General features: G+C 68.8%; 4 protein-coding genes. All 4 read left to right on the top strand.

The window, feature by feature from the left end; translation table 11 throughout:
- The first annotated feature begins 29 nt into the window (after positions 1-29).
- From ACGFQC_RS26860 to ACGFQC_RS26845, 4 genes are read left to right on the top strand one after another with little or no spacing between them, the layout of a single operon-like run.
- On the top strand, positions 30-3,011 hold the full coding sequence (locus tag ACGFQC_RS26860) for a DEAD/DEAH box helicase (protein WP_363089253.1): 2,982 nt from the start codon (positions 30-32) through the stop codon (positions 3,009-3,011).
- 4 nt (positions 3,012-3,015) lie between these two features.
- Positions 3,016-7,941 (top strand): type II restriction endonuclease subunit M, encoded by a 4,926-nt coding sequence (locus ACGFQC_RS26855; protein WP_363089252.1) that lies wholly within the window; start codon positions 3,016-3,018, stop codon positions 7,939-7,941.
- An 8-nt stretch (positions 7,942-7,949) separates the two neighbouring features.
- Positions 7,950-14,594, top strand: a complete 6,645-nt coding sequence (locus ACGFQC_RS26850) for a DEAD/DEAH box helicase (protein ID WP_363089251.1) — start codon at positions 7,950-7,952, stop codon at positions 14,592-14,594.
- Complete coding sequence (locus ACGFQC_RS26845) at positions 14,594-16,738, top strand: UvrD-helicase domain-containing protein (protein WP_363089250.1); 2,145 nt, start codon at positions 14,594-14,596, stop codon at positions 16,736-16,738. The genes ACGFQC_RS26850 and ACGFQC_RS26845 overlap by 1 nt, the downstream gene beginning before the upstream one ends.
- Positions 16,739-16,785 lie beyond the last annotated feature (47 nt).

Raw genomic sequence — 16,785 nt, 5'->3', positions numbered from 1 at the left:
GCAGTACAGCAGTCGAAGGAGACCCGCCGATGGCCACCGTTGCCGACAACGCCCCGGGCAGCGCTCCGGGCGACACATCCGGCGGTACCCGGTTCGCCCCCGGCATGCAGGTCCGGGCCCGTAACGAGGACTGGCTGGTCGTGGAGGTCGCCGAGACCGAGCACGACGGCACCCGCCTGGACGTGCGCGGCATCTCCGCCCTGGTCCGCGACCAGCGGGCGGTACTCTTCGCCCACGACGACCTCGACCGGGTGACCCCGCTGCGCCCCGAGGACACCGAGCTCGAACCCGACCCCTCGCAGGAGTGCCGCCAGTCGCGTCTGTTCATCGATGCGCTGATCCGCAAGACCCCGCTGCCCCTGTCCGAGCAGCGCCTCGCCACCGTCGGCACCCACCTGGTCGACGACCTCGCCTACCAGCGCGAGCCCGCCAAGGCGGCCCTGCGCGCCCTGCGCCCCCGGCTGCTGATCGCGGACGCGGTGGGCCTCGGCAAGACCCTTGAGGTCGGTCTGCTGCTGTCCGAGCTGATCAGGCGCGGGCGGGGTGAGCGCATCCTCGTGGTCACGCCGAAGCACATCCTGGAGCAGTTCCAGCACGAGCTGTGGACGCGCTTCGCGATCCCGGTCGTACGGCTCGACTCGGCCGGCATCGAGCGGATCAAGAACGACATCCCGGCCGGCCGCAACCCCTTCTCCTACTACAAGCGGGCGATCATCTCGATCGACACCCTGCGGTCCGACCGCTGGCGCAGCCACCTCATGCAGGTCACCTGGGACGCCGTCGTCATCGACGAGTCGCACAAGCTGATCAACACCGGCACGAAGAACAACCGCCTCGCCCAGCTCCTCGCACCGAAGACCGACGCCCTGATCCTGGCCAGCGCTACCCCGCACAACGGCCAGCGGGAGTCCTTCGGCGAACTGCTGAGCCTGCTCGACCCGACGGCCATCCCCAACACCAGCGACTACGACGAGACCCAGCTCGATCACCTCTACATCCGGCGGCACAAGATGTCCCCCGACGTCTCCGCCGAGATCGGCCACAAGTGGGCCACCCGCGAGGAACCGATCGCCCTCGACTGCACGGCGACCCCGGCCGAGCAGCGGGTCTTCGACGAGCTGTACGACGTGTGGATCAACCCGAAGGACGGCCGCACGGCCCCCGTCACCGGCAAGGGCGCGCGGCTCTTCCCGTACACCCTGCTGAAGTCCTTCCTCTCCTCCCACTCGGCGCTCGTCGAAACGGTCACCAACCGGATCCACCGCATCGACGAGAGTAAGGAGGCACAGGAGCGCCAGGCCGAGCGCGACGCTCTGGTCAGCCTCGGCACGCTCGCCGAGGCCATCGACATCGAGGAGTCCGCCAAGTTCCGGGAGCTGGTGAGGGTCCTCAAGGAGGAGATCAAGGTCGGCCCCAAGTCCGACAAGCGGATCGTGATCTTCTCCGAGCGCCGCGCCACGCTCCAGATACTGCAGGACACCCTGCCCTCGGCCCTCGGATTCACCCCGGGCAAGGGCAAGATCGGCGGCGCCGTCCGCCAGCTCCACGGCGGCCTCTCCGACGACGAGCAGCAGCGCACCGTCAAGGACTTCGGCCTCGCCGACAGCGACGTACGGGTGCTGCTCACTGGCGACGTCGCCGCCGAGGGCGTCAACCTGCACCGCCAGTGCCACCAGATGATCCACTATGACCTCCCGTGGTCGCTGATCACCATCGAGCAGCGCAATGGCCGCATCGACCGCTACGGCCAGCAGCACCCCCCGGAGATCCGCGCCCTGCTGCTCCTCACCGACGACGAGGACCCCGACCGCCCCTCGGCCGACCGAGCTGTCTCGCAGCGCTTGCTGGAGCGCGAGGACGAGGTCCACCGCGCGTTCGGTGAGGCCGCCTCCATCCTCGGACTGCGAGACGAGGACGCCGAGGAGAAGGCCATCGTGGAGCGGCTCCTGGCGGGGGACGAACCCTTCGACACGGTCGTCCCGCCGGCCCCGCTGGACCCCTTCGAGGCCTTCCTGAGCGACCACACCCCCGAGAGCGACTCCACCGGATACCAGGTGCCGCAGCTCTTCGCGTCGACCCGCGCCTTCGTCGAGGAGGCCCTGGACGAGGTCTACGACAACCCGGAGCAGCGCATCGGCAAGCACTGGAGCGACGACCACCCCAAGATGATGGTCTTCACCCCAGACCGGGAGCTCCAGCGCCGCCTGCTGGTCCTGCCCAAGTCGTACCTCGACGAGCGGGGCGTCCTGGAGCAGCTCCGGGTCACCTTCGACAAGGAGTTCGGCCAGGACCGCCTGGACCGCGCCCGCGAACGCAGCGGAAACCGCCGCAAGGGCGCGCTCACCAAGCAGGAGCGCGCCGAGACGTCCGGCTGGCCCGACGTCAGCTACCTCACGGACCAGCACCCGGTGGTGGAGTGGCTGACGGACAAGGTCCTCGTCAAGCTCACTCGCAACAAGGCGCCCCTCATCACCGCGGACGTCAGCGAGCCGGTGTTCCTCACCCAGGGCATGTACTCCAACGCCAAGGGCCACCCGACGGTGCTGGCCTGGACCTGCGTGACGGGCCTGGAGAGCGGCACACCGAAGTTCGACGACGACCTGGTGGGCGTGCTCCGGCGGGCCGGGGTCGAGCCGGGGATGCTCAACCGTCCCTTCACCGGGGACAAGGACGCCTTGCAGGCGCTGGTCCCGGCGGCGGTACGGGCGACCCGCGAACACCTGGCGGAGCTGCGTGCCGAGCAGGAGACCCCGCTGATCGAACAGCTCGTGGAGTACGAGAAGCGACTGGAAGCCTGGAAGAGGGAGAGCTTCTCGGCCCTCGAACAGCTCAGCTTCACCGGCATCCGGCGGCAGCACGCGGAGAGCCGCGTGCAGAAGACCGCGGTGGAGGTCGAGCAGCTCATCGAGCAGCTGGCCACCCAGGGCGAATCCATGGTGCGGGTCATCGGGGTCCTCGCACCGGCCGCCACCTCCGGCGGCGCAGCAGTTCAGCAGCAGAAGGGCGCGTGACACCGTGGCATTCGAAGCGATCACTAACCGCGGTGAATACATCTCCGCCCACTACCTGGCCGAGCTGTTCGCCCGCGACCTCACCGACCTGCGCAAGCGCTGGACCGCGGCGGACCGGGCCGGCGCGCCGTCGTCCCGGTCGGGCGTGAAGAACCTGCGCCGCGAGTACTTCAAGGCCAAGGTCCGCATCACCGAGAACGACGCCGTCGACGGCCCCGAGGTACGGGACCTCAACGACCGCCTGCTGGCTGCGCTGGCATACATCGCACCGAAGGGCGAGGACTCCGAGGGGTCTTCGGAACCTGAGGGTTCCGCCCACACGCGGCTGCACCGGGGCGACTTCGACGTCATGCAGGGCGACAAGGAGCGGTCGGTACCGGTGGCGCTGGCCGTCACAGGCCCCGGCGGCGTGGAACTCGTGGCCCTGGACGTCACCTGGGAGGTGGACGGCGAACTCGTCGTCGCGGATGTCGAAGATGGTGGCGCCCACCTGCTCGACCCGATCCAGCTCGACGGCAAGGACCGCGTCACGGGTGCGCACGAGGCCGTCACCTTCCTCTTCGGCTGCGACGACGGCTACGCCCCGCGCTACGTCCTGCTGCTCGCGGGTGGTGTGGTCCTGCTCGCCGACCGCACGGCCTGGCACGAGGGCCGGTTCCTTGCGGTGAGCGTGGACGAGGCCCTGGACCGCAACCTCAGCGCGGACGGCGAGGAACTGGAAGCGGTGGCCGCGCTCTTCGGCGCCGAGTCGCTGCTCACCGAGGGCGGCGTCGCCGGCTACCTGGACAACCTGGTCGACAAGGGCCGCAAGCACGCGGTCGGCGTGTCGAAGGAACTGCGCGAGGGCCTGCGCCAGTCCGTCGAGCTCATCGCCCAGGAGATCCTGGACCGCATCAAGTGCGGCGGTGCGGACCCGGCGGAACTGGGCGATCCCTCCGACCTCGCGAGCCGACTCACCCGCGAGTCGCTGCGCTACCTCTACCGGATCCTGTTCCTGCTCTACGCGGAGGCTCGCCCCGAACTCGGCATCCTGCCCAGCAAGGACGAGGCCTACCAGGACGGTTACGGCCTCGCGCGGCTCGGCGAACTGGTCTCCTACGACCTCCCGGAGGAAGCCCAGGACGGCACCCACTTCGCCGAGTCCCTGGACTTGCTGTTCCGCCTGGTCGACCAGGGCCACCGTCCGTTGGGCACGGAGAAGAAGCCCTCCGACGACAACGTCACCGTCCTCGACGCCGACGGCCTGCGCTTCGAGGCGCTGCGCAGCGACCTGTTCAAGGCCGACGCGACCCCGCTGATCGGCACGGTGTCGATCGACGGACAGCGGATCGACACACGGCTGCGGAACAAGGTGCTGTGGCGCGTCCTCAACCTGTTGATGCTCACCCAGGGCCGCCGCAGCGGACGCGGCAAGGCCGGCGGCGGCACCGGCAAGGGCTTCATCTCGTACGCACAGCTCGGCATCAACCAGCTGGGCGCGGTGTACGAAGGGCTGATGTCCTACACCGGCTTCTTCGCCTGGGACGACCTGTACGAGGTCGCCAAGCCGGACTCGGATGGGCTGAGCGGCACGTGGGTCGTACCGCTGAAGGACGCGGACAACTACGACGAGGACGTCTTCGTCAAGCGGACGGACGAGCTGACGGGCGCCAAGAAGCGGGTCCTGCACAAGAAGGGCACGTTCGTATACCGCCTGTCCGGACGGGAGCGGCAGCGTTCGGCGTCGTACTACACGCCGGAAGTCCTGACCCGGAGCACGGTCAAGCACGCGCTGGCGGAGCTCCTGGACCAGGACGGGAAGACGACACCCGCGCGGGCCATCCTCGATTTGACGGTGTGCGAGCCAGCCCTCGGCTCGGGTGCGTTCCTCAACGAGGCCATCAACCAGCTCGCGGCGGAGTACCTGCGGCGGCGGATGGCCGAGCTCGGCGGCGAGCAGCTGCCGCCGGACCGGTACGAGGCGGAACTCCAGAAGGTCAAGGCGTACCTCGCCCTGCACAACTGCTACGGCGTCGACCTCAATTCCACGGCCGTGGAGCTGGCAGAGGTCTCGCTCTGGCTCAACTCGATGCACGAGGGCCTGAAGGCCCCTTGGTTCGGCCTGCACCTGCGGCGCGGCAACTCGCTGATCGGTGCTCGGCGGGCGGTGTACGCGTCGGAGGCCCTGAAGAAGAAGGCCTGGCTGACGACGGTCCCGACGGACCGCCCGCTGCGGGCAGGAGCTGAGGAGGGCCAGTTCCGGGCGGGTGAGGAAATCCACCACTTCCTGTTGCCGGCCAAGGGCTGGGGCGCGGTCGCCGACGCCAAGCAGGCGAAGGAGCTGGTCAAAGACGAGCGCGACGCCTTGGCGAAGTGGCGTACGGCGGTCACGGCGACGCCGTCGGTGGCCCAGGGGAAGCGGCTGCTGGCACTGGCGACGCGAGTCGAACGCCTGTGGGAGCTGACGAAGCGCCGCCTGATCGTGAGTGAGCGAGAAGTGCGGCGTCAGATCGACGTCTGGGATGTCGCTCCCGACAAGCCGCTGCCCAAGGCTTCGGGAGACGTGACCCGCGAGCAGATCGAGAGTGCTCTCAACGAGCCGGGTTCGCCGCGAGGTCGACTGAAGCTGGTCATGGATGCCTGGTGTGCCATGTGGTTCTGGCCGGTCGGCCAGCCAGACACACCGACGCCGCCCACTTTGGAGGAGTGGCTGTCCTTCTGCGAGGCGGTATTGGGTGTCCCAGCTGCCAAGGCGAAGGCAAGGCCGTCCGGAAAGATTGGTGGTGGCGCGGCGGGTCTGGAGGACGAGTTCGGCTTGTTCGCCGACACCGGCGAGTTCGAGAAGCTGGCGATCGACGATGAGTTCGACCGTGTGATGAGCCAGTGCGTGGACTTGCCGCTGGTTACAGCTCGATTCCTATGGCTAAGCGAGGTGGACGCGATCTCTCGGCGTGAGGGATTTTTCCACTGGGAGCTCGAGTTCGCACATATTTTCAGGATGGGTGGCTTTGACCTCCAGGTAGGAAACCCGCCATGGCACAGGCCGACTTGGGATGATGCCCTCGCACTTGCAGAATACGACCCTTGGTTTGGGCTCACCGACAAGGCTCAGGAGACGGTGAGGAACGAACGCCGTAGTGCGGCACTGGAAGACGTGGCAGCATTCCGCGGATATTTGTCCGACTTGAGCTCATCGGCTGGAATGGGAAGCTACCTGGGTTCCGATATTGATCACCCATCTCTGTCAGGCATGCAGACCAATCTCTACATGAACTTCATGGAAAGAGTTTGGCGATCCCTCGGCCCGAATGGGCGCGCCGCCCTGCTGCATCCCGAGAGTCACATGAGTGACAAGTCTGGGGGAAAGCTGAGGGAAGCGGCGTATAAGCGTCTGCGTCTGCATGCTGGATTCCTATTTGCTAACAAGTGGTTTGACGGTGTTGATAGTCCGAGCCAAACTTTCTGCATCTCATGCTATGGGCCAGAGCAGGGTAAGGCGAAGTTTCAGCTTGTCACCAACCTGCTGAGCGTAGACACACTTGAACTATCTTTGAAGCATGACGGCACTGGAGAGGTCCCTGGTGTGAAATTTGGCTCCGGTGCCCCGGATATGCGACCGCACCGACAAAGAGTTATTTGTGTTGACGAGCCTCTCTTGCAGGTGTTTGTGCAAATCTTGGATGCACCAGGAACGCCCGCTCTCGAAGCCAAGCTAATTAGGCCTATTTCGGCCGAAGAGCTTAATGCGCTCGCAATCTTGTCAAATTATCCAGAAAGGTTGTCCGCTCGGCTCTACTATCACTCTGATGGATGGCATGAGAAAGGGGCCAAGGCCTCCGGGGATATCGAGTGGAAAACTCGCGAGAATGAGCATTCAAGGCGGGTGATTCTTCAAAGCCCTCACATTACCGTGGGAAATCCGTTCGCTAAGCAGCCGAATGAGAATTGTAAGAGCAAGAATGATTGGTCGACATTTGATCTGGAGCTCCTCTCCTCGGTTGTGATCCCTAGGACTAATTATCAATTCGTCAAGCAGGAATCCGGTGTGGAGGGAGGGCTAAAGCGCTGGGGTGGTCGACCTCAGGAGGATTATTGGCGAGTCGCGTGGCGCGGTTTTGTTGATACCGGAACTGAGCGCACGCTTGAGGCTGCGCTTATTGCGACCGGATTTACACACATTCACTCCATCAATACCATCGCGCTGCCTTCGGAACGAGAGACTGCGATCCTCTCGGGGGTATTTGCCAGTCTTCCGATTGATTACTTGACTAAGGCCTCATGTAAGTCGAATCTGAACGATAACTTGATTAGTAATTATCCGCTGCCATTGGGGCATCTTTTGGTGTCAGCACTTCTCCTACGCACCCTGCGTCTGAACTGCCTGACCCGCGACTATGCCCCTCTTTGGGAAGAACTCTTCACACGCGCCTGGCTTAGCGACCGCTGGACTGCCCCCGACTCCCCCCGCCCGGCGCTCCAGGCTGTTGAACAGGACTGGTCGATGGCAACGCCGCTCCGCACGGAGTACGACCGTCGCATGGCCCTTGTCGAGATCGACGCACTCGTAGCTGTCATGCTCGGCCTCACCGCCGAGCAGCTCTGCGCGATGTACCGCTCCCAGTTCGCCGTGCTCCGTAAGTACGAGTGGGAGATGTTCTTCGCCCCCGACGGTCACAAGATCGGCGCGGCGACGCACAACGTGGGCATCCGCCAGACCCCGGAGGAGACCGCCTTCGTCAAGGCCTGGGCCAAAGCCGCCCGCGCTGGCGACCCCACCCCCGCCATCCCCGAGGGCTGGGTAAAGCCGAACCGTGAGGCCGAGATGACCCGCGCCCACGCGGACTTCACCGCCCGCCTCCACGCCGGCGAATACGGCGACTACGCCGCCTACCTCGCCGAGCACCCCCTCACCGCACCCGCCACGCCCACCCCCGCCCCGGAAGGCAAGTAGTCACCGCCATGCTTCCCTCTCTGGCCGCCGAGGATCTGCGTCGTGCCCTCGCCGCGTACCTGACGACGAGCTTCGCGCTCGCCGACGACGACGTCCGCGAGGAGCTCGAGGCGTTCCTGGAGCGGCCGGAGAGCAGGCTCTTCCGCGGCCCGTACCTCCGTGTCCGCACCCCCTTCCGGGAGGCACCCCGGGGCTGGGAGCAGGCCCTCGACTGGTACCCCGACGGCTTCCGCCCCTACACCCACCAGGCCACCGCCTGGCAACGCCTCTCCAGCAAGTCGGGCCACGCCCCCGAGCCGACGATCGTCACCACCGGCACCGGATCCGGCAAGACGGAGTCGTTCCTCATCCCGATCCTGGACCACTGCGCCCGCGCCCGAGCCGCCGGAGTGAAGGGCGTCAAGGCGCTCCTGCTCTACCCGATGAACGCCCTGGCCGACGACCAGGCCCGCCGCATCGACGAACTGCTCGCCGAGAACCCCGCCCTCTCCTCCGTCACCGCCGGCGTCTACATCGGCGGAACCGCCGGCAACCGCCCCCCGGAGGACGAGGACGAGGACGCCCCCGGCGCCTACGCCCGCGAGGCCGGCGCGAGCACGATCACCCCCGCTCAGCTGTCGCCCGACAGCCGTCTGATCACCGACCGCGAGGCGATCCGGGCCAACCCGCCGGACCTGCTCCTCACCAACTACAAGATGCTGGACCTCCTCCTCCAGCGCGTCCCGGACGTCCCGCTCTGGAAGGACGGCGGGCTGACCTACGTCGTCCTGGACGAGTTCCACACCTACGACGGCGCCCAGGGCACCGACGTCGCCATGCTGCTGCGTCGTCTCGGTGCCGCCACCGGCAAGGCGGAACTGGGCCGCCCGCTCGGCACGATCACCCCCGTCGCCACCTCCGCCACCCTCGGCGGCGGCGCCCCCGCCGACGAGGTCGCCCCGGACGCCGACGGCCCGCAGAAGTCGGATCGCGAACTCCTCCTCGAATTCGCCGAGAAGGTCTTCGGAACGCCTTTCCCCGACACCGCCCTCATCGGCGAGGACCGCCAGTCACCCGCCGACTTCGTCGCCGAGCCGGACTTCCTGCTCCCCGTCCCCTCACCGGCCGCCCTCGCCGCGATCCCCGACCCCCTCGACGACCCCACCGCCATTCATCAACTGGCGGAACTCGTCGTCGGCATGGACTTCGCCGACCCCATCGAACTCGGCAGGAAGCTCCGCCAGCACAACCTCATCAGGGCCCTCCTCGACGTCGCCGGCGACCTCCCCGTCACCGTCCCCGACATCGCCCGGGAGTTCGCCAAGCGCGGCGGCGGCGCGGCCTGGGACGAGGCGGCCCGTACGGACGTCGACCTGGTCGCGACCGGCCTCGCCCGGCTCCTCGCCCTCGTGTCGACCGCCCGCGCCGAGGACCCCGACACCGGCCGCATCGGCCCGTTCCTGCGCGTCGAGGCACAGCTCTGGGTGCGCGAGGTACGCCGTGTCATCCGCGCCGCGACGGCGACCCCGCACTTCCGCTGGTTCGACGACGACGGTCCCACAGGAGACACCCAGCCCAACCCGGCCAACCTCGCCATCTACCCCGCCGCCGAGGTGGACGGCACCGCCGACGCCGAAGCGGAGAAGGACACCGGCCCCGGCGCCCCGGCCCCGTTCGTCCGGCCCGTGGGCCCCGCCTACCGGGCTCACCTGCCCGCCGTGTACTGCCGTCACTGCGGACGCTCGGGCTGGGCGGCGCTCTCCACGGACCTGGAGTGGCAGCAGCTCAAGACCAAGCCGCTGGAGATCTACCGCGCCTCCGCCCAGAACAACCGTGCCGTGCGCTGGATGATCCGCGCCAGGCCCGGCGAGCACACCCCCGTCTTCCTGCACGCCGAGGAAGGCGAGCTGCGGACCATGGCCGGCAGCGAGACCGTGCCCGTGCTCACCGTCCCCGGGCCGATCCCCGCCGGTGCGGGCGACCGGTGCCCGTCCTGCGACCTCTCCGACGGCATGCGCTTTCTCGGCGCGGGCACCGCCACCCTCGCCTCCGTCACCACCACCCAGCTCTTCTCCGACCGGGGCCTGACCGACGACGAGCGCAAGCTGCTCGTGTTCACCGACTCCGTGCAGGACGCCACGCACCGGGCCGCGTTCATCGCCAACCGCAGCTTCGGCTTCACCTTCCGCGGGCTGCTCGCCGAGCAGCTCAAGCCGGGAGTCCCCGTCGCCGTGCACGACCTCGCCACCGACGCGGCCGAAGCCGTCGTGACGGCCGCCGAGAAGGGCGAGCGGAGCAAGCTCGCCTCGATCGTCCCGCCCGACCTGCGGGACAACCCGGAGATCCGCACCCTCCTCACCGGCGAGGGCTTCAGTGACGCGGGCGCGTACATGCTGCAGGACCGCATGGTCTTCCAGACCCTGATGGAGTTCGGCCTGCGTTCCCGCCTCGGCCGCACCCTCGAACTGACCCGCACTACCGCCGTCGAGGTGGAGCTGCCCGACGCCGCCACCGTCGCCGCGCTGCTGCGGGAGGCCCACCAGCGCCTCCCCGGACAGATCACGCTCCCCGCCGACGACACCGCGTACCAGGTCTACCTGCGCGGGCTCCTCGAGCGGATGCGGCTGCGCGGCGCGCTGTTCCACCCCTGGCTGAAGGAGTACATCGCGCAGGCCGGCGCCCGCCGCTGGCCGATCTGGGGCGGACGGCCCACCGGGATGCCCGCCTTCCCGCGCGGCCTCGCCGCACCGACCTTCCCGATCCTCGGAAAACTCGGGACGTCCGACTTCGACTCGCTCAACCGCGACAACACCTGGTTCGCCGACTGGGGCCACCGGACTCTCGGCTGCACGCGACACGAGGCCCGCGCCGTCGCCGAGCAGGCGATGAAGCTGCTGGCCCAGCGCGAAGTGCTGGCCACCTACCCCGGCGACGGCGGCTCGACCGTCTTCGCGCTCCGGCCGCGCACCATCATGGTGCACAGCCTCGCCACCGACCCGTCGTCGCCCGACGACGCCTACGGCGCCGCCGTCAACGACTACGGAGTCCGCTGCGACAGCTGCACCTGGCGCCACACCGTGCCGCCCGGCCGGCGCGACGACTGGCTCGGCACCCCCTGCCTGCGCTTCCAGTGCACCGGCACCTTCACCACCGACGACCGTGACTACCGCGACGACTACTACCGCCGCCTCTACACCGTCGACCGCCCCGGCGACGTCCTCACCGCCGAGCACACAGGTGCTCTCAGCCGGGCCCGCCGCGAGGAGGTCGAGCAGGCCTTCAAGCTGCGCCGCGCGCCCTTCGACCCGAACGTGCTGACCTGTACGCCGACCCTCGAACTTGGCATCGACATCGGCGACCTGTCCGCCGTACTGCTGGCTTCCCTGCCGCCCGCACCCGCCAACTACGCGCAGCGCATCGGCCGCGCAGGGCGTAGTACCGGCAACTCGCTCACCGTCACCTTCGTGCCACGCGGCGCCCGCAACCAGTACTACCTGCACGCACCCGAGCAGATGCTCGCCGGACGGATCATCCCGCCGGACTGCTACCTCGACGCCTCCGAGATCCTGCACCGCCAGTACCTGGCGTACCTGCTGGACCGGGCCGCCGACCGCAGCCTGTGGCAGGGGACGGCGATGCCCGAGGAGCCCATGCCGCACCGCATCGGCGCGCTCTTCACCCGAGGGCTGGCCGCGGACGGCTGGTTCCGCCGCTTCCTGGACGTCGCCCAGGCCCGCCACGCCGAACTCGCCTCCGCCTTCATCGCGCTCTTTCCCGCCATGTCGCCGGAGGCCGAGCAGGGGCTGCGGCAGTTCGCCGGGCTGAAGCTGGAGGAGTCGGTGGGCAAGGCCGCCACCGCCTGGCGCAAGCGCTTGGAGGCACTGCGCTCCCGCTCCCGGCAGATCGGCCGCGCCTTCGACGCCCTGTCCACCGCCTCCGGCGACCGCGAACGCGACGAACAGCGCCGCCAGCTCTACGCGGAGCGCAGGTCCGTCAACAAGCGCCGGGACGCCCTGGTCGGCGAGAACTCGGTCAACGCCATGGTCCGGCTCGGCCTGCTGCCCAACTACACGCTCCACGACGACGCCACGCTCCTGGACGCCACCCTGTGGTGGAAGGACGCCGACGGCGAGTTCCAGGAGAAACTGACCGAGTACGGGCGCGGCTCGCGCACCGGCCTGCTAGAACTCGCACCCGGCAACACCTTCCACAGCGACGGCTACAAGTACATCGTCAACGGCGTCGACCTGGGCGCCGGCGAGGGCGACACCGCCTACGCCCAGTGGCGGCTCTGCCCCGAGTGCGGCTACGTCGCCACCGCCGAGAGCGGCCCCGACCTGACCGCCTGCCCGCGCTGTCAGGCCGCGCAGATCGGCGACCCGGGGGCGCTCCACACCGTCCTCGTGCCCGAGCGCGTCACCGCCCGCGAACGCCGCGAGGACGCGCGGCTCACCGACGAGCGCGACGAACGCGAACGACGCCGGTTCTCCGACCTCACACTGGTCGACATCGACCCGGACCAGCCCCAAGGGCTGCGGGCCTGGAAACGGAAGGGGGACCTGCCGTTCGGTGTGGAGTTCGCGCGGGAGGCGACCATCCGTACCTTGAACCTCGGCCCGGCCGCCGTCGCGGGACCCGAGCACCAGATCGCGGGGGAGCAGGTCCAGGTCCCCGGCTTCGAGACCTGCCTGGAGTGCGGGGCCGTACGCGGTGTGCACCCCCAGGCATGGGACCGCAACGCCCAGCGGATCGGCACCCGGCACGCGTACTGGTGCGGTCACAAGGACGACGGGATCGACGCCGAACCGGTACAGCGGCTCGTCCTCGTCCACGAGCTGACGACCCAGGCGCTGCGCATCCTGCTGCCCTTCTCCACCCTGCACCTGGAGACCCGGCTGGTGTCGTTCAAGGCGGCGCTGCTGCTGGGCATCACCAAGCACTTCGGCGGAGCCCCCGACCACCTGCGGGTCGTCACTGCCACCATGCCGGGCGGCACGCAGGAACTGCGCCGCCGGTTCCTCGTCCTGCACGACTCCATGCCCGGCGGCACGGGCTACCTGGAACACCTCGCCGACCGCACCGTGCTGCACCGGGTGCTGACCCTCGCCCAGACCGCGCTGCGGGACTGCCCCTGCGGCAAGGAGAACGTCCGCACCCCCTGCCACCGGTGCCTGCTGCCGCACGTCAGAAGCGACGAGCACCCCCACGCGTCGCTGCGCGTCGCCAAGGAACTCCTCGACGAGATCCTCACCGACTGGGACACCGAGGACGTCGACACCCTGTCCGGCGTGCGCATCGACCAGCTCGCCGACAGCGAACTGGAGGCCCAGTTCGTCCGCACCCTCGTCGAGTGGGGCAGCCGCCCGCAGGAGACCGGCACGGTGACGCCCCGCGCCGGTGAACGCGGCATGGAGTACGAGCTGCGCTTCACCCGGCCCGACGGCGGTACCACCCGTTGGCTCTTCCAGGACCACGTACGCCAGCTGACCTCCGCACCCAGCGAACCGGACTACCTGCTGACCCGGATCGACGGGCCCTCCACCCGCATCGCGGTCTTCCTCGACGGCTACGCCTACCATGCCAGCGCCGGCATCAACCGGATCGCCGACGACGCGGCCAAGCGCGAGGCGCTGCGCGCCGACGGCACACAGGTGTGGCAGTTCACCCACGCCGACGTCATGGCCTGGAAGGCGGCCGTGGAGGGGACCTCGGCCGACCGAGAGGTGCGCACGCCCGCGGAACCGCTCCTCGGCGACAACGCGCTGAAGACGGCCCGGCAGATCCACCAGTCCCTGATCGGCGGTCCGCGCTCGGAGGACACCCTGGACCCGGTGCTGCGCAATCCGATCGAGACCCTGCTGGCGGTACTGGCCGACCCTGACGCGGAGAAGTGGTCCCGCAAGGCCGCCGCCCTCATCGGCGGCTTCGCCGGCGGCGGGGCGTCGCGACAGCCGGTCGACCGGCAGGCCGTGGGCGAACGACTGCCGCGGATACTGGCCGGTGACCCCCTGCCCACCCCCGTCGGCCAGTCAGCCCCCGACGCCATGGCGCTGGACGCCCGCACACCGGGCGGACTGCGCGTCATCGGCCTGCTCGACCGGCGGGCCGAGCCCTCGACCGGACAGCCCGGCATGTCCGCCTGGTCGGCCTTCACGGTCCTGGACGACCGCGACGAGGCCGTTGCCGAGCCCGCCCACCGCCGGCGCTGGGCCGACTGGCTGCGCTGGTCCAACCTTCTGCAACTGCTGACGGGCACCCACGGCCCCGCGCTCCCGCGCTCGTTCCACCAGGTTGCCGTGTCCACGGCCGGACAGGCGGACGCGCACGCGGTCGCCCTGCTCGCGGGCGCGCTGCCCACCACGAGCGGCGTGCCCGAGCAGCTGCCGCAACCGTGGGCAGAAGCGGTCGAGTGGGCTGCACCGCAGGTCGAGGAGTTGCTGTTCGCCCTGGTCAAGGAAGCCCACACGCGTCGCTACGGTGCTCCGGAGGTCGGCTTCGAACTCGACGAGCGGTTGCCGGACCAGGCGGAACTCGCCTGGCCCGACGCCAGGGTGGCGGTCTTCCTCGACACGAACGAGGACCGGGACGCGTCGTTCGCGGCGGCCGGCTGGCACGTCGCCCACGCGGAAACTGTTGATGTGGCCGAACTGGCCGAGCGTTTGGAGAACCGCTGATGTCCAAGGCCCAGGTCGTCATGGCTGACGTCTTCGGCAAGTACTACGACGCCCTGGACGGAGCCGTCCAGGCGCAGGTGCTGCAGTTCATCATGAAGATGCAGCGCGACCCGGACGCCAACGGACTCAACCTCAAGCCGCCGAAGGGCGGCCGGGACAAGCGGGTCCGCACGGCCAGGATCAACGACAACTTCCGGGCCGTGCTGATGCACTACGCCGACCGGATCTACTACCTGGTCGCGGTGCTGCCGCACGACGACGCCTACACCCTCGCCTCCCACATCATCTTCGACATCAACAAGGTCACCGGCGGTGTCGAGCTGATCAACCTGGCGAGCGTCGAAGGCACCCTCAGCGGACAGCCCGCTAAGGCCTCCGCCGAGCCGGCCGAGCCGTCGGTCTTCGCCGAGGTCTCCGACGCCGACTTCGACCGGCTCGGCGTCCACCCCTCGGTCGTCCCCGCCCTGCGGGAGATCCGCAGCGTTGACGCCATCCTCGGCTTCGTCGAACACCTGCCGAAACTCGCCCGGGACGTGATCCTCTGCCTCGCCGACGGCATGACCGTCGAGGAGGTCTGGGAACAGGTCAGCTCGGTGGCCGCCACCAGCGACACCGTCGACCCGGAGGACTACGAGGCCGCCAACGAACGCCCCGCGACCAAGGAGTCGTTCGTCATCACCGGCGACGTCGCCGAGTTCAAGCAGATCATGTCCGAGCCGCTGTCGGCCTGGCGGATCTTCCTGCACCCGGCGCAGCGCGCCCTGGCCGAGCGCAAGACCCCCAACAAGGGCTCGGTGCGCGTCACCGGCGGCCCCGGCACGGGCAAGACCGTCGTGGCCCTCCACCGGGTCAAGGCCCTCGCCGAACGGATGCCGCCGGGCCAGGCGATCCTGCTCACCACCTACACCACCACCCTCGCCGAACTGCTGCGCTCCCTGCTGGAGGACCTCGGCGGCGCACAGCTCACGGCGAAAGTCGACGTCCGCAACATCGACAAGGTCTCCTACGGCATAGCCAAGGACATCTTCGGCACCAAGACCCCGAAGCCCCTCGGTGACGACGAGATCCGCAAGCGCTGGGAGGAAGTCGCCGACGATCAGCAGTCACACCGCTGGGACGCACGCTTCCTCGAAGCGGAATGGAAGCAGGTCGTCCTGGCCCAGGACGTACGCAGCCGCGACGAGTACTTCGCCGCCAGCCGGGCCGGCCGCGGCCGACGCCTCAACCGCCCCGAGCGCGCCCAGGTGTGGGGGCTGATCGAAGCCTTCGAACACCGCCTGGACGCGGCCGGCGAGGTCGGCGTCACCCAGCTCGCCGCCCAGGCCGCCCGGATCGCCTCCGGCTGGAACGACGAGACGCGCCCGTACCGGCACATCGTCGTGGATGAGGCCCAGGACCTGCACGCCGCACACTGGAAGCTGCTGCGGGCACTGGTCCCGGACGGTGAGGACGACCTGTTCATCGTCGGCGACGCCCACCAGAGGATCTACGGCAACCAGACCCCGCTGAGCGCCCACGGCATCAACGTGCGAGGCAAACGCTCCAAGCGGCTCACCCTGAACTACCGCACGACCCGGCAGATCCTCGGCACATCCCTGAGCCTGCTGGGCGACGCGAAGTTCGACGACCTCGACGACTCGACCGAGGACCTGGCGGGCTACCGGTCCGTCCTCGGGGGAGCCAGGCCGGAGCTCGTCGAACACCCCTCCACCGCCGCCGAGATCGCCGGCCTGATCACCCGGATCGAGGGCTGGCTGGGCGAAGGGCTGAAGGAAGACGAGATCGTCGTCACCGCCCGGACCAACAAGCTCGTCAAGGCGGCGGTGGAAGCGCTGAACAGCGCGGGCATCAAGGCCGTCCAGGTGATGTCACGGCAGACCCCGGAGATCGGTGCCGGAGTGCATGTGATGACAATGCACCGGATCAAAGGGCTGGAGTACCGCGCGGTCGCGATCATCGGCGTCGGTGCGGACCATGTACCTCAGCCCGGTGCCATGACCCCCGCGTCCGAGGATCGCCTGCAGCACCAGCGTGACCTGCAGCGCGAGCGCTCCCTGCTGTTCGTCGCCGCCACCAGGGCCCGCGAACAGCTCGCCATCACCTGGGCGGGCACCCGCAGCCCGTTCCTGGAGGGTGGTCACTGACCTGGGATGTTTTGTCGGATCAGCACGTTACAGTCGCCGCGGAGCCG

The organism is Streptomyces sp. NPDC048734, from assembly GCF_043198675.1.
In the GTDB taxonomy this organism is placed as follows: Bacteria; Actinomycetota; Actinomycetes; order Streptomycetales; family Streptomycetaceae; genus Streptomyces.
Note: the sequence above shows the minus strand (reverse complement) of the source record. Positions and strands in the feature narration are given on the sequence as shown.

Coding starts and splice junctions, on each gene's coding strand:
- ACGFQC_RS26850 (WP_363089251.1), top strand. CDS start 7,950: ATGCTTCCCTCTCTGGCCGCCGAGGATCTGCGTCGTGCCCTCGCCGCG.
- ACGFQC_RS26845 (WP_363089250.1), top strand. CDS start 14,594: ATGTCCAAGGCCCAGGTCGTCATGGCTGACGTCTTCGGCAAGTACTAC.
- ACGFQC_RS26860 (WP_363089253.1), top strand. CDS start 30: ATGGCCACCGTTGCCGACAACGCCCCGGGCAGCGCTCCGGGCGACACA.